Source organism: Dyella sp. AtDHG13 (assembly GCF_003201105.1).
Classification (GTDB): Bacteria; Pseudomonadota; Gammaproteobacteria; order Xanthomonadales; family Rhodanobacteraceae; genus Dyella; species Dyella jiangningensis_B.
In genome coordinates this window covers 79,179-99,443 of sequence record NZ_QICJ01000001.1, presented here as the reverse complement: position 1 = coordinate 99,443, position 20,265 = coordinate 79,179, and the positions used below count along the sequence as shown (strand labels likewise).

General features: G+C 66.9%; 18 protein-coding genes. 9 read left to right on the top strand and 9 right to left on the bottom strand.

Annotated features, from left to right (window positions below):
- Positions 1-10: 10 nt before the first annotated feature.
- Positions 11-1,570 (top strand): peptidase S10, encoded by a 1,560-nt coding sequence (locus BDW41_RS00415; RefSeq protein WP_074547585.1) that lies wholly within the window; start codon positions 11-13, stop codon positions 1,568-1,570.
- Between the two features lie 259 nt (positions 1,571-1,829).
- Here the strand turns inward: BDW41_RS00415 and BDW41_RS00410 are convergent, their stop codons facing one another.
- From BDW41_RS00410 to BDW41_RS00385, 7 genes are all read right to left on the bottom strand, one after another.
- A complete protein-coding gene (locus BDW41_RS00410; RefSeq protein ID WP_158536957.1) occupies positions 1,830-2,852 on the bottom strand; it encodes a TraB/GumN family protein in 1,023 nt (340 codons plus the stop codon).
- Positions 2,853-3,284: 432 nt separating this feature from the next.
- Positions 3,285-3,995, bottom strand: a complete 711-nt coding sequence (locus BDW41_RS00405; protein WP_074547587.1) for an inorganic phosphate transporter — start codon at positions 3,993-3,995, stop codon at positions 3,285-3,287.
- Positions 3,996-4,307, bottom strand: coding sequence for an inorganic phosphate transporter (locus BDW41_RS23470; protein WP_199535241.1), 312 nt, complete (start codon positions 4,305-4,307; stop codon positions 3,996-3,998).
- 188 nt (positions 4,308-4,495) lie between these two features.
- Positions 4,496-5,926, bottom strand: a complete 1,431-nt coding sequence (locus tag BDW41_RS00400; RefSeq protein WP_074547589.1) for an aldehyde dehydrogenase family protein — start codon at positions 5,924-5,926, stop codon at positions 4,496-4,498.
- Between the two features lie 21 nt (positions 5,927-5,947).
- Complete coding sequence (locus BDW41_RS00395; protein WP_074547590.1) at positions 5,948-7,591, bottom strand: acetolactate synthase large subunit; 1,644 nt, start codon at positions 7,589-7,591, stop codon at positions 5,948-5,950.
- A 70-nt stretch (positions 7,592-7,661) separates the two neighbouring features.
- The gene (gene xseA, locus BDW41_RS00390; protein ID WP_074547591.1) at positions 7,662-9,035 is read right to left on the bottom strand and encodes an exodeoxyribonuclease VII large subunit; all 1,374 of its coding nucleotides are present in this window, start codon (positions 9,033-9,035) and stop codon (positions 7,662-7,664) included.
- Positions 9,036-9,160: 125 nt separating this feature from the next.
- Positions 9,161-10,615: a phospholipase D-like domain-containing protein gene (locus tag BDW41_RS00385; protein ID WP_074547592.1), complete on the bottom strand. Its 1,455-nt coding sequence runs from the start codon at positions 10,613-10,615 to the stop codon at positions 9,161-9,163.
- 95 nt (positions 10,616-10,710) lie between these two features.
- On the opposite strand from BDW41_RS00385, the gene BDW41_RS00380 reads away from it, so the two are divergent.
- Positions 10,711-12,657: an acetyl-CoA hydrolase/transferase C-terminal domain-containing protein gene (locus BDW41_RS00380; RefSeq protein WP_074547593.1), complete on the top strand. Its 1,947-nt coding sequence runs from the start codon at positions 10,711-10,713 to the stop codon at positions 12,655-12,657.
- Between the two features lie 121 nt (positions 12,658-12,778).
- On the opposite strand, the gene BDW41_RS00375 is transcribed toward BDW41_RS00380, so the two are convergent.
- Complete coding sequence (locus BDW41_RS00375) at positions 12,779-13,516, bottom strand: helix-turn-helix domain-containing protein (RefSeq protein ID WP_074547594.1); 738 nt, start codon at positions 13,514-13,516, stop codon at positions 12,779-12,781.
- 179 nt (positions 13,517-13,695) lie between these two features.
- On the opposite strand from BDW41_RS00375, the gene ispG reads away from it, so the two are divergent.
- The 6 genes from ispG (at position 13,696) to BDW41_RS00345 (ending at position 18,023) form a co-directional block, all read left to right on the top strand.
- Complete coding sequence (gene ispG, locus BDW41_RS00370; protein ID WP_074547595.1) at positions 13,696-14,952, top strand: flavodoxin-dependent (E)-4-hydroxy-3-methylbut-2-enyl-diphosphate synthase; 1,257 nt, start codon at positions 13,696-13,698, stop codon at positions 14,950-14,952.
- Between the two features lie 7 nt (positions 14,953-14,959).
- Complete coding sequence (locus BDW41_RS00365; RefSeq protein ID WP_074547596.1) at positions 14,960-15,685, top strand: methyltransferase domain-containing protein; 726 nt, start codon at positions 14,960-14,962, stop codon at positions 15,683-15,685.
- Positions 15,642-15,935 (top strand): DUF1905 domain-containing protein, encoded by a 294-nt coding sequence (locus BDW41_RS00360; protein WP_074547597.1) that lies wholly within the window; start codon positions 15,642-15,644, stop codon positions 15,933-15,935. Before BDW41_RS00365 ends, BDW41_RS00360 begins: the two co-directional genes overlap by 44 nt.
- Positions 15,936-16,031: 96 nt before the next feature.
- A complete protein-coding gene (locus BDW41_RS00355) occupies positions 16,032-16,433 on the top strand; it encodes a DUF350 domain-containing protein (RefSeq protein ID WP_074547598.1) in 402 nt (133 codons plus the stop codon).
- 6 nt (positions 16,434-16,439) lie between these two features.
- The gene (locus BDW41_RS00350) at positions 16,440-16,916 is read left to right on the top strand and encodes a hypothetical protein (RefSeq protein ID WP_074547599.1); all 477 of its coding nucleotides are present in this window, start codon (positions 16,440-16,442) and stop codon (positions 16,914-16,916) included.
- A 3-nt stretch (positions 16,917-16,919) separates the two neighbouring features.
- Complete coding sequence (locus BDW41_RS00345; RefSeq protein WP_074547600.1) at positions 16,920-18,023, top strand: glutathionylspermidine synthase family protein; 1,104 nt, start codon at positions 16,920-16,922, stop codon at positions 18,021-18,023.
- Between the two features lie 22 nt (positions 18,024-18,045).
- On the opposite strand, the gene aat is transcribed toward BDW41_RS00345, so the two are convergent.
- The gene (aat, locus tag BDW41_RS00340; protein ID WP_074547601.1) at positions 18,046-18,777 is read right to left on the bottom strand and encodes a leucyl/phenylalanyl-tRNA--protein transferase; all 732 of its coding nucleotides are present in this window, start codon (positions 18,775-18,777) and stop codon (positions 18,046-18,048) included.
- A 90-nt stretch (positions 18,778-18,867) separates the two neighbouring features.
- Between aat and BDW41_RS00335 the strand changes: the two genes are divergently transcribed.
- On the top strand, positions 18,868-20,265 hold the full coding sequence (locus BDW41_RS00335; protein ID WP_083337572.1) for a serine hydrolase domain-containing protein: 1,398 nt from the start codon (positions 18,868-18,870) through the stop codon (positions 20,263-20,265).

The following is a 20,265-nucleotide window of genomic DNA, read 5'->3' as shown; positions in this document are numbered from 1 at the left end:
GAGAGTGCCGATGAAACCTGATCTGCCTGTTCTGGGTCGTTTCGCCCGTGTGGGGCGTGGAGCCGCGTGGTGCGCGGCGGTGTTCGTGCTGTGGGTGGCGATGGCGCCGTGGTCGGCCCATGCCGCGGAAGGCAAGGACGCCAAGCCGGCGGCCGAGGCCGCCGACAAGAAGGCCGACGGCGAGCTGCCGCCGCTGCCTGCCGACAAGACCATCAAGCAGAGCGTGCGCGTGGGCGGCCGCACGGTGTCCTACGAGGCGACGGTGGGCACCATTCCGGTGCGCGACGCCAAGGGCAAGAAGATCGCTGAGGTGGTCTACACCTCGTACGTGGTGCCGGGCAGCGACCCGCACCGTCCGGTCACGTTCGCCTTCAACGGCGGCCCGGGTGCATCGTCGGTGTATCTCAACATGGGCGCCATCGGCCCCAAGCGCATCCAGTTCGGCGTGGACGGCGACGCGCCTTCCGACGCGGCCGTCACAAAGGACAACCCCAACACCTGGCTCGACATGAGTGACCTGGTGTTCATCGATCCGGTGGGCACGGGATTCTCCCGCTCGCTGGAGGACGAGGAGCACACCAAGAAGGATTTCTACGCCACCGAGGCGGACATCAAGTACCTCTCGCGCGTGGTGTACGACTGGCTGGTCAAGCACGGCCGCCTGCGCGCGCCCAAGTACGTGATGGGCGAAAGCTATGGCGGCTACCGCGCGCCGCGCATCGCCTATGAGCTGCAGACGCGCATGGGCGTGGGCGTCAACGGCCTGGTGATGGTGTCGCCGTATCTCGACCCGGCGGCCATCGGCGATGGCGACGCGCTGTCGCCCTTGCCGTGGATGATCAATCTGCCGTCCATGACGGCCGCGCGCCTGGAAAGCCAGGGCAAGCTCACGCCGACCGCCATGGCCGATGTCGAGACCTACGTGCGCACCCAGTTCGTCACCGATTTCCTCGCCGGCCGCTCCGACCCGGGCGCGATCGGCCGCATGGTGCAGAAGGTGTCGGCCTATACCGGCCTGGATCCGCAGGTCGTGTCGCGGCTGGACGGACGCGTCGACATCGGCACCTACCTGCGCGAAGTGCATCGCTCGGACAAGAAGATCGGCAGCGTGTACGACTCCAACGTCACCGCGTTCGATCCGTTCCCGGGCTCGGCGGAACGCCAGTCGGGCGACCCCATCCTCGAGGCGCTGCTGGCGCCGACCACCAGCGCCATGGTGGATTTCGTGACGCGCGAAGTGGGCTGGAAGACGGACGCGCACTACGAGGCGCTGTCGTATGAAGTCAACAAGGCCTGGGATCGCGGCAATGCCGACGACAAGCCGGTGGCCGACCTGCGCAAGGCGATCGGCAACGATCCGAACATGAAGGTGCTGATCGTGCACGGCTACAACGACCTGTCGTGCCCGTTCTTCACCTCACGGCTGATCATCGACCAGATGCCGACCTTCGGGCAGGCGCAGCGCGTGAAGCTGTCGGTGTATCCGGGCGGACACATGTTCTACAGCCGTCCGGGTAGCGCGGAATCCTTCAAGGCGGATGCGGCGGCGTTGTACAGCGCCACCAGGTAAGCCACGAGGCAAAAGCCGTGCATCAACGCGATGTGCGGCTTTCTGCCGGGGCTGCGCACGATATTCCTTGGGCGCACATTTTCCTTACTGTCATTCCGGCGCAGGCCGGAATCCAGTGGCGAAAGCGCTGAGTTTCCGCGGCAGCCGAAGATTTTCCGGAAGCTCTCTCGCGAAAACCCAAGGTGGCGGTCACTGGATTCCGGCCTGCGCCGGAATGACGGTGAGGGCAATCAATGTCACGGAGATCGTGAACCGGCAATCAGGGCTGCGCTTCGTCCGGCGAGCGGACGATAAAGCCGCGCTGCTTCAGCTTGGCGAGATAGCCGTCCGAAGACAGCAACTGGTCCATCGACAGGATGGCCACCGTGTACCGGTTGCGGACCATGGCGGCATCGGCAGCCTCCATCCAGGCCGATTCGATGCGCTGGGGCAGGTCGGGAATGTTGAGCTGGTGCTCGAAGTCGCCATTGATCGACGCTACGATGCACGGCTCATAGCTCTTCTGCGGAATCAGGCTCTCCAGTGTCTTCATGTCGCCCGTGGCCCAGGCATTGGCGCGCTCGGTGAGCTTGGGCATGTCGTGCTCGACCAGGTGCATGGTTTCGTCGAGGCAGGCGATGCCGTTCTGCTGGTCCTGCTCGGAGGGCACGGCAGGCGGCGCATGCGTGACCACCAGCTCGTAGCGCACGCCGATCACGCGTACGCCGTGGTGGCGGGCGAGCTTCTCCACCATGTCGGCGACGTCGATGTCGTTGGTGAGGTCGTTCGCCGCCAGCGCCTTTTCGTAAAGCTGCTGGGCAACGATGATCGGGCGCATGTACTGAAGCGCATCGTCATCGCCAAGATACTGGTGGCGAAGCGCCAACCAGCGCGTGTAGGTATCCGGCGGCAACAGCCGTTGCAGCGTGGCGCCACCCGGGTTCAACTTGGCCGACGGCTGCAGGGCCAGGCGCGCGTACAGGCTGGGCGGCATCTTCAGGCGTGCCGAGGGCGCTTCCAGCAGCTCGCTGGCGCGCGACAGCGCCTGTTCCAGTTTCGCCCATTGCCATTCGGCATGCTTGGGCAGCGGCGCCAGCGTGCCGACGATCCACAGGATGTGGTTGCCGCGGCGCACTTCCCACAGCGCGGGGCCCGGTTGTTCGCCACGCACGGTCACCGCCTGCAGCTGGATGGCCGTCGAGGGCGCCGCGGGGACGGGGCTGCTGCCCGAAGGCGCTGGCGCATGCTGCGCCCACGCGGACGTGGCAAGCGTCAGGGCGCCCAGCCAAAGGGCGGTTTTCACGTGCATCCGGCAAGCTCCTTGAAGGGACGCGACGGCCACAGCCCGTCGTGACGGGCTCGATGATTGAACAATAGCCGTGACCGCGGCGCCAGATGCGGCGCGTGAAGACCGCCGTGCAACCCTAAGAGCCTGTTCACGATCTCCACGTAGCCCGCGTTGTTCTTGAGTGGCCGCCCGGCGGCAGCGCGCGACGCAGCGCCTGCCTGGTGGGCAGGTCAAGCCGCGCGGTGTCGTTGGGCGGCCACTCAAGAACAACCCTTCGGGCCGGGTCTGTTTGCCCACAGGCCGGCGTCATCGCTCGGTCGTGTACGGACGTACACTCCCTCGCTCTTCCTTGTCCTGCGCGCAAACAGCCTCCGGCGCGGGCCACGCGGAGATCGTGAACAGGCTCTAAGGGACGGCCGATCGCCTCCGCCCCCGATCCGCTAACGCTCAGAAGATCTGGCGGAGGACAACGTACAGCCCGCCCGCCAGCAGGATCGAGGCGGGCAGGGTGAGCACCCAGGCCATCAGCAGGTTGCGCACGGTGGACCATTGCAGCCCGGAACCGTTGGCGGCCATGGTGCCGGCGACGCCCGAGGTGAGCACATGCGTGGTGCTGACCGGCAGGTGGTACATGTCGGCCGCCTGGATCAGGCCCATCGCCACCAGTTCGGCCGAGGCGCCCTGCGCATAGGTCAGGTGCTCCTTGCCGATCTTCTCGCCCACCGTCACCACGATACGCTTCCAGCCCACCATGGTGCCCAGGCCCAGCGCGAGCGCCACGGCCACCTTCACCCACGGCGGGATGAACTGGATGGCCTGCGTGCCCAGGCCGCGCCACGCGGTAAGCGTGCCGGTCTGCTCCTTGCTGAGCCCGGCCTGCGCCAGCACCAGCGGAATGGCCGCATTGGCGAGGTAGATGTCATTGCGCACGTTGCCCATCTGCTCGGGCGGCACGGATTTGAGCGAGGGACGATTGCCGACCTCGTGATCGATCTGCCCGATCAGCTGGGCGAGCGCCGGCGCGGTGGTCGTCTGCGCCGCGCGCTGCTGCACGGCGCTGGTGATGGCGGCGCGCGGATCGCCATCGAAGGTCACGCTGCCTGCCAGGCTGCCGAGCACGCGCTGCGTATCGACCGAAACCTGGTGGAAGGTCTTCACCTAGCCACCCGATACCGCGCCGTTGAGTGCATAGGCCGTCGGCACGGTGCCGATCAGGATCAGCATGATCAGGCCCATGCCTTTCTGGCCGTCGTTGGAGCCGTGGCTGAAGCTCACGCCGGTGCAGGTGAGCACCAGCAGCGCGCGGATAGGCCACGGCGGTGGCGTCTTGCCCTCGGGCGCGCGGTACAGCGCGGGAATCTTCACCAGTTGCTTGAGCAGCAGCATCAGCAGCCCGGCGAGCAGAAAGCCGGCGATGGGCGAGAACACCAGGCCGCGGAACACGCCCCGCGAAGGAGAGAAGTCTTTCAACTGGGAAGGGCTGTCATCTGGTGTTCTTAACCTTCTCGCCGGGAGCAAAGTCGCTGGATTACTCGCTGCGCTCGCCCATGGGCCGCCCTACGGGCGTTCTTCGCGCTGAGCGCTCGTCCCGCTTTCGCGGGGATGACGGTGAAGGCAGATGTGTGCTCATGTGAGGCCGACGGGGAGGCGGTTTGCTCTCACCGCTCGCGCATCACCATCAGGCGCAATTCCGTCATGTCCTCGATGGCCCAGCGCACGCCTTCGCGGCCGATGCCGGAGAGTTTCACGCCGCCGTAGGGCATGTTGTCGACGCGGAAGCTGGGTACGTCGTTGACGATGACGCCGCCTTGGTCCAGTTCGTTCCAGGCGCGCATGGCGTTGGAGAGGCTGTCGGTGAAGATGCCGGCCTGCAGGCCGTAGTCCGAATCGTTGACCATCGCCACCACTTCGTCGAAGGTCTTGAACGGTGCGAGCAGGGCGAACGGACCGAAGGCTTCCATGCGGTGGGCCTTGGCGCTGGTGGGCACGTTTTCCATCAGGGTGGCTTCGAGCATGGTGCCGTTGCGCTTGCCGCCGCAGAGCACCTTGCCGCCGCCCTCGCGCGCCTCTTCGATCCAGCCGTGCAGGCGTTCGGCGGCGGCCTCGTCGATCATCGGGCCGAGGAAGGTGTCTTTCTTCTTCGGGTCGCCGGCCTTGAGTTTCTTCACGGCGGCGACCAGCCGCTTTTTCAGTTCGTCGTAAAGCGACTCGTGCACATAGATGCGCTGCACGCTGATGCAGCTCTGGCCGGACTGGTAGAACGCGCCGAACACAAGGCGGTCGATCACGTAGTCGAGTTTCGGCGCCTGGTCGGCATCGACGATGCACGCGGCGTTGCCGCCGAGTTCCAAGGTCACTTTCTTGTGGCCGGCCTTCGCCTTAAGGTCCCAGCCGATCTGGCTGCCGGTGAAGGAGAGCAGCTTGAAGCGCGGGTCTTCCACCAGCGGGCTGGCGTGCTTGCCGTCCAGGTTGAGGATGGAGAAGGCGCCCTTCGGCAGGTCGGTTTCCGCCAGCACCTCGCCGATGATGAGCGCGCCGATCGGCGTGCGCTCCGCCGGCTTGAGCACGAAGGGACATCCGGCGGCGATGGCGGGCGCGACTTTGTGCGCAACCAGGTTCAGCGGGAAATTGAAGGGCGTGATGAACGACACCGGGCCCAGCGGCACGCGCTTGGTGTGGCCGTGGTAGCCGTCGAGACGCTTGGCAAGGTCCAGGTTGATGGTTTCGCCATTGATGCGCACGGCTTCTTCGGCGGCGATGGAGAAAGTCTCGATCAGTCGCGTGACTTCGCCGTCGGAATCCTTGATCGGCTTGCCGGCTTCCACGCATAGCGCATAGGCCAGTTCCTCGCGGCGTTCCTTGAAACGCTGCGCGCAATGCTGCAGCACTTCCTGCCGTGCCCACGGCTTGAATTCGCGCATGGGGGCGGTGGCCTTCACGGCGGCGGCGATGGCTTTTTCGACGGCCTTGGCGTCGGGCACGGCGACCTTGGTGGCCACCTTGCCGCTGTACTTGTCCAGCACGTCCATCGTTTCCTTGGACGTCTGCGGCTGGTTGGCAAGGTAATAGGGGTAACTCTTGGCAAGCATGGATGGCTCCGAATGGTGGGCTCAGACCGCTGCGCTGAGCCGCGGGATCTCTTCGTTGAGTATGCGGTGGTTGTCCGAGTAGTCGATGGCAAGATCGATCAGGTGCACGCCGCCGGCGTTGAACGCGCGCTCCAGCGTCGGCAGGAACTCGTCGGCGCTCGCCGGGCGATGCCCATGCGCGCCGTGCGCCTGCGCAAAGGCGACGAAATCGGGGTTGCCGAACAGCATGCCGTAGTCGGGATAACCCATCTCGGCCTGTTTCCAGCGGATCATGCCGTAGGCGTCGTCGCGCACGAGCAGGATCACCAGGTCCAGCTTCAGGCGCACGGCGGTTTCCAGCTCCTGCGCGTTCATCATGAAGCCGCCGTCGCCGCAGATGGCGAGCACCTTGCGCTCGGGGTACACCATTTTCGCCGCCATCGCCGATGGCAGGCCGGCGCCCATGGTGGCGAGCGCGTTGTCGAGCAGGATGGTGTTGGGCTGGCGCGCGCGGTAATAGCGCGCGTACCAGATCTTGTACATGCCGTTGTCCAGGCACAGCATGCCGTCGTCGGGCATGAAGCGGCGCGTGTCGTCGACGATGCGCACCGGATGCATGGGGAAGCGGTCGTCGCGCGCATGATCCTGCAACTGTTTGTGGAATGCCGTGCGCACCCGGTCGAAGTAATCGAAGTTCCAATGCGCCTGCGGCTGCAGGGCGTCGGTCAACCGTTCGACCGTGTGGGCGATGTCGCCCACCACTTCGATCTGCGGGAAATACACCGCATCCACTTCGGCGCTGGAAAAGTTGATATGGATCACCGTGCGCCGGCCCTTGCGCATAAAGAACGGCGGCTTCTCCACCACGTCGTGGCCGGCGTTGACGATCACGTCGGCGGCGTCGATGGCGCGATGCACGAAGTCGCCGTCCGACAGCGCCGCATTGCCCAGCCACAGCGGGTGATCCTCGTCGATCACGCCCTTGCCCATCTGCGTGGTGAAGAACGGAATGCCCAGCTTGTCGATGAAGTCGCGCAGCGCGACGGTGGTGCGCTGGCGGTTGGCGGCGGCGCCGATCATCAGAATGGGATGCTTCGCCCGGGTGATCGCCTCGGCGGCCTGCACCAGCGCCGCATCGTCGGGCGCGGGGCGTCGCGCGTATTCGGTGGGCAGCAGGATGGCCTCGTCGACCGTATCGCGCGCGATGTCCTCGGGCAGTTCCAGGTGCACGGCGCCGGGGCGCTCTTCCTCGGCGCGGCGGAAGGCTTCGCGCACGCGTGCCGGGATGGTCGCGGCGGACACGATCTGCCGCGTGTACTTGGTCAGCGGCTGCATCATGTCGACCACGTCGACCAGCTGGAACAGGCCCTGCTTGTGCTCGCGGATGGGTTTCTGGCCGGTGATCATCAGCATGGGCATGGCGCCCAGCTGTGCATAGGCGGCGGCCGTGACCAGGTTGGTGGCGCCGGGCCCAAGCGTGGAAAGGGCGACGCCGGCTTCGCCGGTGAGCCGTCCCCAGGTGGCGGCCATGAAGCCGGCGGCCTGCTCATGGCGGGTGACGATAAGGCGGATGGAGGATTCGCGCAGGGCCTCGACGAAATCCAGGTTCTCTTCACCGGGAACGCCGAAGATGCTGTGCACGCCCTCGGCTTCCAGTGCTTTGACGAACAGTTGCGCTGCCTTCATGCCTCGCTCCTTGCATCGAAGCGCGGAGCATGCGGCAGGCAGCGTTCAGGGCGCGTGAGGCGAGGCGCGTTCAGTGGCTCTTCTTGGTGACCATCAGCGGCAATTCGCCATCTGCCAGTCGCGCACGCACGGGTGTGCCTTCATCCACGCCGGCGGCCGATCGCAGCACCTTGCCATCCTTGTCGAACAGGATGGAGTAACCGCGTTCCAGCGTGGCCAGTGGGCTGATGGCGTGCAGGGCGCGGCCGGTCTGGCGCAGGTTGAGCCGCTCGCGTTCCAGCTTGCGTTCGATGGCGTGGCGCAGACGCTGCATCAGTTCGGCCGAGCGGCGTTGCAGCAGCATCAGGCGCAGCCTGGGATGTTGCGCGAGCAGCCGCGCATGCGCGCGCTCCACCTGGTTGCGGCGTCGTTGCGTCTGTTCCCGTTGCACACCGAGCAGGCGGCGATGCAGATGGGTCAGGCGCTCGCGATCACGCGCCAGTCGTGCCTGCGGACGCTGCGCCTGCAGGCGCGCGAACAGATGGTCCACGCGCTGGCTGCGCGATTGCAGGCGGCGCTGCTCCAGCGTCACCAGCCGTTGCTGCAACTGGCGCAGGTGGCGTTGCAGCGCGTGGGCATCGGGCACCAGCAGTTCGGCCGCGGCCGATGGCGTGGGTGCGCGCAGGTCGGCGACAAAGTCGGCGATGCTGAAGTCGATTTCGTGGCCCACCGCCGACACCACCGGCACCGCGCTGGCGTGGATGGCGCGGGCGACCTGTTCGTCGTTGAAGGCCCAGAGATCTTCCAGCGATCCACCGCCGCGGGTCAGTAGCAATACGTCGTAGCGTCCGCTCGCGGACGCGCGGCGCAGCATCTGCACGATGGCGGGCGGCGCCTCGCGGCCCTGCACGGGCACCGGCAGCACCTCGACGTCGGCCAGCGGCCAGCGCCGCGACATCACGCTGAGCACGTCGCGGATGGCCGCGCCGGTGGCCGAGGTGATGACGCCGATGCGCCGCGCATAACGGGGCAGGGCGCGCTTGCGGTCGGGATGGAACAGGCCTTCCGCATCCAGGCGCGCCTTGAGCTGCTCGAACTCGCGCTGCAGGGCACCTTCGCCGGCGGGCTCCATGTGCTCGGCCACCAGCTGGAATTCGCCGCGCGGCTCGTACAGCCCCACGCGCGCCCGCACCAGCACGTGCATGCCGTCGCCGGGCCGGAATTTCAGCCAGGTGGACTTGGGGCGGAACATGGCGCAACGCACCTGGGCGTTGGCGTCCTTCAAGGTGAAGTACAGATGGCCCGAGGCGGGGCGGGCCACGTTCGACAGCTCGCCCTCGATCCAGATCAGCGGCAGCGCGTCTTCCAGCAGGTCCCGCACCAGTCGGTTGAGCGAACTGGGCGTCAGGATCTGGCGCGGCGGCGGGCCGGCCTGGTCGGAACTGTAGTCGTCTGGCGAGCGCATGAAGTGACGAGCCTATCATGAGATTCGCCTGAGGAACGCCGGGATTACATCCGCTTGCGTCATCAAGCGCAGCCGTGACCTAAGGCATGCCGCATATCCCTATGAAACTATTGGGTATTGGCCGGTCATTCTCCGTTGCCGAGTTCGGCCGCCCGCCGCTTGAAGCGCCGGCGCAGCCGCCAGGCCCTGGCCGCGAAATTCAGGGCAAGCCAGAGGGCCAGCACGGCCAGCGGCCAGCCGATGATCGCGGGCCAGAAAATCGCCACCACGGCCAGCACGCTCAGCACGGCGGTGCCGATCAACAGAGGCGCGGTGGCGGTGTCGCCGAGCACGCGGCGATCGGTCAATGCTGCGCCCACGGTATTGGCAATGCGCAGCGCACCGGCCGCGGCGCGCCCGGAACTGCCGCCGATGGGCCGTGGCCGCGCCGACCGGCCCGCGCTGCTTTGCACGTGATCGGCATGCCGGCGCCAGCGACCAGGGGCGAGCACGATCTCGGTGGCGTTTTCCAGGTCACGCTCGTATTGCTCGGCGAGTTGCTGCGCGAAGCCGGTGTCTTCCACCGCCACGTCGATTTCGCGATTGCCCAGCCAGCTGGAAAGGTTGAGGTTGGACGAGCCCACGCGCGCCCAGAGGCCGTCCGCGACGGCGGTCTTGGCGTGCAGCATCGAGCCGTTCCACTCGAAGACGCGGATGCCGGCCTTGAGCAGCGGCCGATAGCCCGCGCGCGACATGCCGGCGACCACCGGGATGTCGCTGCTGCCGGGCACGAGCAGGCGCACGTCCACGCCGTCGCGTGCCGCGGCGGCCAGGGCCTGCACGTAGGGCGCCACGCCGATGAAGTAAGCATCGGTGAGCCACAGCGTCTTGCGTGCCATGGCGGCGATGAGCTGGTCGAGGCGGTACATGCCTGCGGTGGCCGGCTGCGTCGCGATGACGCGCAAGGCCACGTTGCCGGCGTCGTCGCCGGCATCCGCCGTGGCGAACGGCGAAAGCGGCGTGCCGATGCTGGACCAGCTTTCGGCAAAAGCATGTTCCAGCTCGGCCACGGCCGGGCCGCGCAGGGCGACGCCGGTGTCGCGCCAGGGAGCGATGCCCTTGGCGGCATCGCCCAGCCACTTCTCGCTGATGCACACGCCGGAAAGAAAGCCCTGCACGCCATCCACCACCAGCAGCTTGCGATGGTCGCGGCTGATCCACCCGAACGGCTGCCCGAACTGCACAGGGTTGAACGCGCGCACCTGTCCGCCGGCGGCGCGCAGCGGTGCCCAGAAACGGTCCCGGGATTGCCCCTTGCAGCCGAGCCAGTCGTACACCACGGCGACGAACACGCCGCGTTGGGCGCATTCGACCAGCGCGTCGCGAAAGGCCACGCCTACCGCATCGTTGCGGATGATGTAGTTCTCCAGCAGCACGCGCTCCCGTGCGTCGTGGATGGCGGCCAGCCAGGCGTCGTAATGGGCGGCGGCGTCGATCAGCAGTTCGACGTGGTTGCCGGTCAACAAGGGGGCGCCGGCGGCGCGGCTCAGTGCCTGCTCGGCGAGCAGGCGGGCATGGGCGGATGCGACATGGCGACTCATGCTCCGAGTGTAGGGCATGGGGTCGTAACTTCTTCAAGCGGTATTCACTTCGCCCGTGTCACCAATACGCAACATCGACCTCGTCACGTCGCTCCATGTCGCCTGAGCAATGTCATACCGACACCGAAGCATGCGCCCAGCAGATCGCCGAGAGAATCGGCCCGGACCTGCGCGTGGCCGCTCCCCTGGGGCTGGGCAAGCCGCATGACCTGCTCAACGCGCTGTACCGGCTGACCAAGGCCGACACCTCCCGTTCGCTCGCGCTCTATACCGCGCTGTCCCTGACGCGTCCGCATCCGGCGCCGGGTCTGGAGGCGCGTTTCGTCGGGCCGTTCGTGGAGCGGCATTTCGGCGTCGGCGCGGTCGATCCCGAGTATGCGCTCGACCAGGCGCGCAACCAGTTGCCGTCCAACGTGGCCGTGCACGAGTTCTACATGCAGTCGGGTGCGCTGCTGCGGTCGGGCAGTGCGCAGCGCAACTACATCAGCCAGAACTACACGCACGTCGCCCGCGATCTGGCCGTGCAGGACATCAACCTGCTCGTGCAGCTGGTGGCGCGCCGCGAAACGCCCGAGGGCGTACGCTACAGCCTGTCGTGCAATCCGGACCTGACGTTCGACTTCATCGACCGCGTGGTGCAGGCGGGCAAGCCACGGCCGCTGATGGTGGCGGCGGTGCATCCGGATCTGCCCTATATCAGCGGCCATGCCGAAGTGGAGCGGGATTACTTCGACATCGAACTCAACACGGAACAGGCGCCGCCCTTGTTCGCCGTGCCGCGCCAGCCCATCGATCTGACCGAATACGCGCTGGGCATGCATGCCAGCGCACTGGTGCGCGACGGCGGCTGCCTGCAGATCGGCATCGGCGCGTTGTCCGACGCACTGGTCTATGCGCTGCGCTGGCGGCAGGAGGACAACACGCAGTGGCGTCGCGCGCTGGTGGCGCTGGATCCGCGCGGCGGCACGCACGCCCTGGCTTCGCGCATGGGCGGCCTTGCGCCTTTGCGCACCGGCCTGTACGGCGCCAGCGAAATGGTGATGGATGGTTTCATGCACCTGCAGCGCGCAGGCATCCTCAAGCGCCGCGCCTGGGACAACATGGCGCTGGAGCGCGCGGCCGCGTGCGGACGGCTGTCGCCCGAGACACCCGGCGGCCATTACCTGCGTGGCGCGTTCTTCCTGGGCTCGCGCGAGCTATACCAATGGCTGGGCGAGCTCGACGCGAGCGATCCGGATGCGCTGGACATGTGCCGCGTCTCCAACGTCAACCAGCTGTATGGCGACCACCAGATGCTCGCCACGCTGCAGCGTCGCGGCGCGCGTTTCTTCAATACCTGCATGATGGCGACCCTGCTGGGCTCGGCGGTGTCCGACGGGCTGGAGAACGGCGAGGTGGTCAGCGGCGTGGGCGGGCAATACAACTTCGTGGCCATGGCGCACGAACTGCCCGATGGCCGCTCCATCCTGATGCTGCGGTCGACGCGGCAGGGGCCTGGCGGCGTCGAAACCAATATCCGCTGGAACTACGGGCACACCACCATCGCGCGCCACCTGCGCGACCTGTTCGTGACGGAATACGGCGTGGCCGACCTGCGCGGCAAGACCGACAGCGAGTGCGTGGAGGCCATGCTCTCCATTGCCGATGCGCGCTTTATCGATGCCCTCTGCGCGGAGGCCAAGGCGCACGGCAAGCTGGCCGCCGATTTCCAGATTCCCGAGCGCTGGCGGAACAACCGTCCCGAGCATCTTCGGGAGGTGCTTGCGCCCTGGCAGGCGAAGGGCCTGCTGTCGCCGTTTCCGTTCGGCAGCGACTTCACCGAGGTGGAGCAGCGCCTGCTGCCCGCGCTCGATTGGCTCAAGAAACGCAGCGCGACGTGGCGCGGCAAGATCGAGGTGGTGAAAGCCGCGCTGGCACCCGGCGAGGCCGTGCCCGGTGAGGACGAGGCGCTGGAGCGCATGGGGCTGACCCGGCCGACGTCCGTTGGTGATCGTATTCAACAGCGGCTGTTAAAAGCCGCTTTGCGCAGGGCGGCTGGCTGAGAGTCTGTTCTAAATCTCGCGTGAGCGCTTAATCCCCCTCACCGTCATTCCGGCCTACGCCGGAATGACGGTGAGGGAAATGAACTTCATGGAGATCGTGAACAAGCTCCGAAAAGAACACTCAATGCATCAGCAACGACAAACCCTGCTCACGCAGCGCCGGCAGGTCGAGGATGTAAAGGCCCAGGCGATCCGCGCGCACCCAGCCGCGTTCGCGGAAGCGGCCGAGCAGGCGGCTGATGGTTTCGGTGGTGAGGCGCAGGTGGTTGCCGATATCGGCGCGGGACATCGGCAGCGGCAGGTAATCCGAAGGCAGGCCGAGCACGGCGCGGCGATCGCGCATGTCCACGAGGAAGGCGGCGAAGCGCTCTTCCGCCATGTAGTTGCCGCTGGTCAGCTGCAGGCGCGAAATGCGCTGGCTCGCCGACTGCACCAGATGCCACGGCACCTCCGGCTGCTGCGCGGCGATCTGGCGCACGGCGGTATAGGGGAAGCGGCAGAACTGCGTCTTGCCCAGCGCGACCACGGCGTTGTCGTGCACTTCGCGCTCCACTGCATCCAGGCCGATCAATTCGCCGGGCAGGTGGAAGGCCAGCACCTGTTCGCGTCCCGCCACGTCCACCGCCACGGTCTTGGCCATGCCGGTCTGCACCGCGTAGAGCGCACGGAACGGCGACATCGGGCGATACAGGTATTCGCCGGTACGCATCGGCCCGATGCGTTCAGCTATATGACGCAGGCCTGACAGTTCCGGCCGGTCGTAGCCGCTGGCCTGGCAGACGGCGGCGTGGCCGCAGCCGGCGCAGGAGGTCGAGGGCGACATGCGCTGGTCACCATCCTGGCGGGAGATCTGAAGCATGGGATGCACTCCTGTTTCCGTGCGTTGGGGCAGGCCTTCATGATCCTCGCTCAAGTGCTCAGAATGGCTCCAATGCGCGGTTTTGCCGCATCGCGCACGGCGCTGCGACGCTTGCTAGGGAGTGTCCGGCGGTTCGGGTATCCTTGCCCTGTTGCCGTCCCACATCGCGATCCCACTACATGAGCGACACGACTCCTTCTCCGCGTCCCGCCCAGCCCGCTCCCCGCCGTCCCGGCGTCGGCGTCAAGATCGGCAAGATCACGGTGGGTGGCGGTGCACCCATCGTGGTGCAGTCGATGACCAACACCGATACGGAAGATCCGACCAGCACCGCCAAGCAGATCGCCGAGCTGGCGCGTGCCGGCTCCGAGCTGGTGCGCATCACGGTGAATACGCCGGCCGCCGCCGCCGCGGTGCCGCGCATTCGCGACAAGCTGGCGATGATGGGCGTGGACGTGCCGCTCATCGGCGACTTCCACTACAACGGCCATCAGCTGCTGGAAGCCGAGCCCGCCTGCGCCGAGGCGCTCGCCAAGTACCGCATCAACCCGGGCAATGTCGGCTTCGGCAAGAAGAAGGACACGCAGTTCGCCGCCATCATCGAGATGGCGTTGCGCTACGGCAAGCCCGTGCGCATCGGCGCCAACTGGGGTTCGCTCGACCAGAGCATGGTCGCCACGCTGATGGACGAGAACCACCAGCGCGCCGAGCCGTGGGATGCCTCGCACGTGGCGCGCGAAGCGCTGATCCGTTCCGCGCTGGACTCGGCCAAGCGCGCCGAGGAGATCGGCCTGCCGCGCGACCGCATCATTCTCTCGTGCAAGGTGTCGGGCGTGCAGGAGCTGATCGCGGTGTACCGCGACATCGCCGCGCGCTGCGACTACGCCTTGCACCTGGGCCTGACCGAGGCGGGCATGGGCTCCAAGGGCATCACGGCCTCGGCGGCGGCACTGGCCGTGCTGCTGCAGGAAGGCATCGGCGACACCATCCGCATTTCGCTCACGCCCGAACCCGGCGCCTCGCGCACCGGCGAAGTGATCGTGGCGCAGGAGCTGCTGCAGACCATGGGCCTGCGCGCGTTCACCCCGCTGGTCACGGCTTGCCCGGGCTGCGGCCGCACCACCAGCGAATTCTTCCAGGTGCTCGCGCGCACCGTGCAGGATCACGTGCGCGAGCAGATGCCGCTGTGGCGCGTGAAGTACGACGGCGTGGAGAACCTCACGCTCGCCGTGATGGGCTGCGTGGTGAATGGTCCAGGTGAATCCAAGCACGCCAACATCGGCATCTCGCTGCCGGGCAATGGCGAGGCGCCGTCGGCGCCGGTGTTTATCGACGGACAGAAGGCGATGACACTGCGTGGCGACAACATCGCCAGCGAGTTCATCGGCATCCTCGATAACTACGTGGCGTCCAAGTACGCCAGCCGCGCGGGTTGATATCTGGGTGCGTGCCGAGGCGGACGAGGCACGGATTCTCGACGCCTGGCAGGCCAATGCGCCGGCGTGGGAACGCGCCGTGCGCGAGGAACGCATCGAAAGCCGCAGGCTGGTGACCGACCAGGCCATCGTCGATGCCGTGCTGGCGCGGTCGCCGCGCACGGTCATCGACGTGGGCTGCGGCGAAGGCTGGCTGGCCCGCGCACTTGCCGCGCAAGGCGTGCAGGTCATCGGTGTGGACGTGGTGCCGGCGCTGGTGGAGTCGGCTCGCGCAAAGGGCGGCGGAGCCTTCCGCGTGCTTTCCTATGAAGACATCGCCGCCGGCGCGTTGCGTGAGCGGGCCGATATCGTGGTGTGCAATTTCTCCCTGCTGGGTGGCGCATCGGTCGATGCCTTGCTTGCCGCCGTGCCTGGGCTGCTTGCGCCGGGCGGCCGGCTGATCGTCCAGACGGTGCATCCCCTGATGGCTGCGGAGCCCTACGCGGACGGCTGGCGCGAAGGTTCCTGGATCGGCTGCGGCGAGGGGTTCGGCGAAGCCGCGCCCTGGTATTTCCGCACGCTGGGCGGCTGGGTGTCGGCCTTCGAGCGGGCGGGCCTGGGCCTGCGGGACCTCGTCGAGCCACTCCATCCTCACACCGGGCGTCCGGCCTCCGTTATCTTTATTGCCGGGGCACGCCAGGGGAACGGGGATGAACAAGCATCGCGCCGTAGCGTTTCGCGCCACCGTACATAGCGACCAGCAGCCGTGGCTGCTGCCGCTGCCTTTCGATCCGGTCAGCCAGTGGTCCACGCCGGCGCGGCCCTTGTGGAAATGCGGCCATGGCCATCGGGTTCGCGGCAGCCTCAACGGGCGCGATTTCCGCGGCGCCGTGATCGAGCGTTCGGGCACGTTCTGGTTGCAGCTGGAGGAATCGGCCGCGATGGCCGCGAGCGTGAGTGCGGGGCAGGCGGTCGACGTGCTGATCGAGCCAGAAGACTCCTGATGTCACCCACCGGCTGACGATCAGGCTCAGGGCGCCGCCTTCCGCTGCGCTACACTGCGGCGTCGCTCCGGATGGGCGGGGTCAAGGGGAGTCAAGGTGTTGCCAGATCTTTCCACGCTGCCGGCGTTCGCGGCGTACTTCGGCTTGGGTGTCCTCTTTCTTGCCGTCTTCTGCACGGTGCACATCTGGTTGACGCCGCAGCGGGAGATCGCGCTTATCCGCCATGGCAACCAGGCGGCGGCGATCAGCCTGGGCGGCGCCGTGATCGGTTTCATTGCGCCCCTGGTCAGCGCCATGTCGCACAGCGTGAGCCTGGTGGACCTGGCCCTGTGGGGGCTGGTGGCGCTCATCGTGCAATGGCTGGCGCATCAGGCGATCCATCTGCTGATCCGCGATCTCGCCACGCAGATCGAAGAGGACAATCGTGCGGTGGCGATCTTCGCCGCGGTGATCGCGGTGGCCGTGGGCCTGGTGAACGCCGCGGCGATGACGTGGTGACGGGCGATGGGCAACCACAGCAAACACAGTCCGTCGCACGAACTTCGTCCTGCGGGAAAACCCGCGCCGCGGCGCGACGCATCGTTTCACCCGCTGCCGCCGCGTAACCAGAAGCGCTCGCTGGCCGTGCCCTTGCTCGCCCTCGGCGGCGCCACGCTGGTCGGACTGTCCATGCTCGGGCGCGGGCAGGACGTGCAGCGCAACCGCTACGACAGCTACGAAGACTGCGTGCACGATTACTCCAGCGGCCAGTGCCAGATCGATACCTCCGTGAACGGCGGCTCCTACGGCGGGCTGCATTACTACGGCCCCTGGTATCGCAGCGGCGGCGGTGGAGGCAAGGACGATCCCGGCCCCGGTCGCGCGCTGGCTTCCGGTGGCCGCGTGGGCGCCATCGACGGCACCGCAGGGCCGCGTGGCGTGGAACTGGGAACGCGCGGCGGCTTCGGTTCCACCGGGCGCGTATCCGCGCGAGCCAGCTGACGGATGCGCCGCATCGCGAGCACGCCGCGCGCCGGATGGCAGCAGCGGCTGGAGTCGCAAGGCTTCGCCTTCCACACCATCGACGGCGAGCCTTACTGGCGCGAAGACGTCTGCTATGTCTTTGACGAGGCGCAGATCGATGCGCTGGAAGGCGCTACTAACGAGTTGCACGCGCTTTGCCTGGATGCCGTGGATCGCGTCGTGCGCAGCAGCCGCTATGCGGAGCTGGGACTGGACGAGCGCGCCGCCACGCTGATCGAACGCAGCTGGTGGGATCGCGAGCCCGCACTCTACGGCCGCATGGATCTCTCCTACGACGGCACATCGCCGCCCCGTTTGCTGGAATACAACGCCGATACGCCCACGGCCTTGTTCGAGGCCGCCGTGGCGCAGTGGTACTGGCTGCAGGACGTGGCGCCAGAGGCGGATCAGTTCAACTCCATCCACGAGGCGCTGGTCGAGCGCTGGCGCATGCTGCCTGCGGCCTCGCACGTGCATTTTGCCGCCTGCTACGAAAGCACCGAGGATGCGCTGACCTGCGACTACCTGATCGACACCTGCATGCAGGCCGGCCATCGCACGACCTCGCTCGACGTGGAACAGATCGGCTGGTCGGGCAGGGACTTCATCGACCTCGACGACGCGCCCATCGAAAGGCTGTTCAAGCTGTATCCGTGGGAATGGATGCTGGCCGAGCCTTTCTCGGTGCATCTGCCGCAGACCCGCCTGCGCTGGTTCGAGCCGGCGTGGAAGATGGTGTTGTCGAACAAGGCCATCCTGCCGCTGCTGTGGGAGTTCTTTCCGGGGCATCCGAACCTGCTGCCGGCGAGCCGTCGCCGTGCCGATCTAGAGGGCGCCGTGGTGCGCAAGCCGTATTGGGGCAGGGAGGGTGCGGGCATCATGGTGCTGGAACCGGGACAGCCGGAGAGCCCCGCCATCGAGCCGTGCATCTATCAGGCGCTGGCGCCGTTGCCGGTGTTCGACGGCCGCCACGCGTTGGTGGGTTCGTGGGTGGTCGGCAACAGTGCCGTGGGCATCGGCATGCGCGAAGACGCCGACCGCATCACGCGCAACACCAGCTGCTTCGTACCGCACCTGTTTCGCTGAGCGGTAGCCTGCGCGTAGCGCCTCAATCGGCGGGTTGATCGGTCAGCTGGGCGCGCGGCGTGAACGGCTTCCAGCTGCCGGGCTGTCCGGGCAACTGCGTGAGCTGGGCAATGGTGCGCAGGAATTCCGTGCGCGGGTATTCCACCGCGCCCAGCTGCAATAGGTGGGCGTTGGTGACCTGGGCGTCGATCCAGGGGAAGTCCCAGTGCCGCAGCAGTTTGGCCAGCGCCATCAAGGCGACGCGCGAGCCGCCGCTTTCACGGCTGAACATGGACTCGCCGCAGAACAGGCGGCCGACCGCGATGCCGTAGATGCCGCCGACGAGACGGTCGTGTTCCCACACTTCCACGCTGTGCGCGTGGCCCATGAGGTGCAGTTGCTCATAGGCCGAGATCATCGCGGGAACGATCCAGGTGCCGCTCTGGCCCGGGCGCGGCGCGGCGCAGGCCTCCACCACCTCGCGGAAGGCGTGGTCGATGGTGACGGTCCAGTCCACCTGGGCCAGGCGCCGGCGCAGGCTGCGATTGGGCACCAGCGCGCGGGTGTGGAACACGCAGCGCGGATCGGGCGACCACCACAGCAGCGGCTCGTCTTCGTTGAACCAGGGAAAGATGCCCTGCGCATAGGCCGCCAGCAGGCGGCGGGGTGACAGATCGCCGCCGAAGGCCAGCAGGCCGTTCGGATCGTTCAGCGCCTTGCGCGGATCAGGGAAGTGCTCCGGCCTGGTCGCGTCGAGCAGGGGCAGTCGGATCATGGGGCCATCAAAACCAGGATGTCCGGTACATGCTACCGGCATGGGGATGTGGTTAGCATGCCCTTCCTCTACAACGCTCAGGGATCCGGCATGCGTCGTCGCTTGTGGTGGTGGATGATCCTTCTGGCCCCGGCGGCCGTGGCGGCTTCGCCGGGCATGGACCCCGCGCTGGTCAAACGCATCGACGGCGATGCCCTGGCCGTGTTGCGGCATACGGATACCCCGGGCGCGACCCTCGCCATCTATCGCGATGGCCAGCCGCTCTACGTGCACGCCTACGGTCTGGCCGATCGCGAGCGCAAGACGCCGGCGACGGCATCGACCTATTACGAGATCGGCTCGATCACCAAGCAATTCACGGTGGCGGCCATCCTGCAGTTGCAGGAAGCCGGAAAGCTCGACGTCAACGCCAAGCTGGCGACGTATCTGCCCGACGCGCCGCACGCGAAGGAAGTGACGCTGCGGCAGCTGATGTCCCATACCAGCGGCATGCCGGAGTATCTGGACGGCCCGGACGTCGAGCAGTGGGCGGTGAAGCCGGTCACCTTCGACCAGATCATGGCGCGCATCAAGGACAAGCCGCTGGATTTCGCGCCGGGCAGCCGCTGGTCCTATTCCAACAGCGGCTACGTCTTGCTGGGCCGCGTGATCGAGGCGACCTCGCACGAGTCATACCTTCACTACGTGAAGACGCACCTGCTGGCGCCGGCAGGTATGACCCACACCTATACGGTCGATGACGAATCGCGCCTGCCAGGCATGGCGAAGGGTTATCGGCATGCGGACGGCAAGCTGGAAGCGGCGCCGACCATCCATGCCACGGTGGGCGGTGCGGCGGGCGTGCTGGTTTCCACGGTGGACGATCTGGAACGCTGGAACGTCGCGCTGCGCAGCGGAAAGATCATCCGGCCCGCCGACTATGCGTTGATGACGACGCCGGCGGATGGCAGCAACGACTACGGCCTGGGCCTGTTCGTCGACACCCTGGATGGCCAGCCGCGCATCGGCCACACCGGCGGCTCGTTCGGCTTCACCACGTCGAACCAGTATTTCCCCAGGCAGGGCATCCAGGTCATTGCGTTCACCAACGTCGGCGACGATCCGGAGCCGGGGCAGATGCTGGTGACGGCCACGTTCGAGGCGATGTATCCGGAGATCGCGGCGGCGGCGCGCAAGCCGGCGGCGGGCGAAGACGCGGCAATGACCGCGAAGGCGCGCAAGGCCTTCGCGCAGATGCAGAAGGGCAATGAAGATCCCGCGATGTTCGGCGACAAGCTGAAAGCCAAGATGGCGTCGGGTTTGTCGGGGCGCCTGGCCAAACAGCTGGGGCCGTTTGGCGAACCGTCGTCCTTCATCTTCAAGGGGCGACGCCCGGACAAGGACAAGACCTGGAACGATTACGTGATCCAGTTCGGTCCCGGAAGCTATCTGGAGTTTGGCGTGGAGCTGGACGCCGAGGGCAAGGTGGTCAGTATTTCGCTGGGTTGA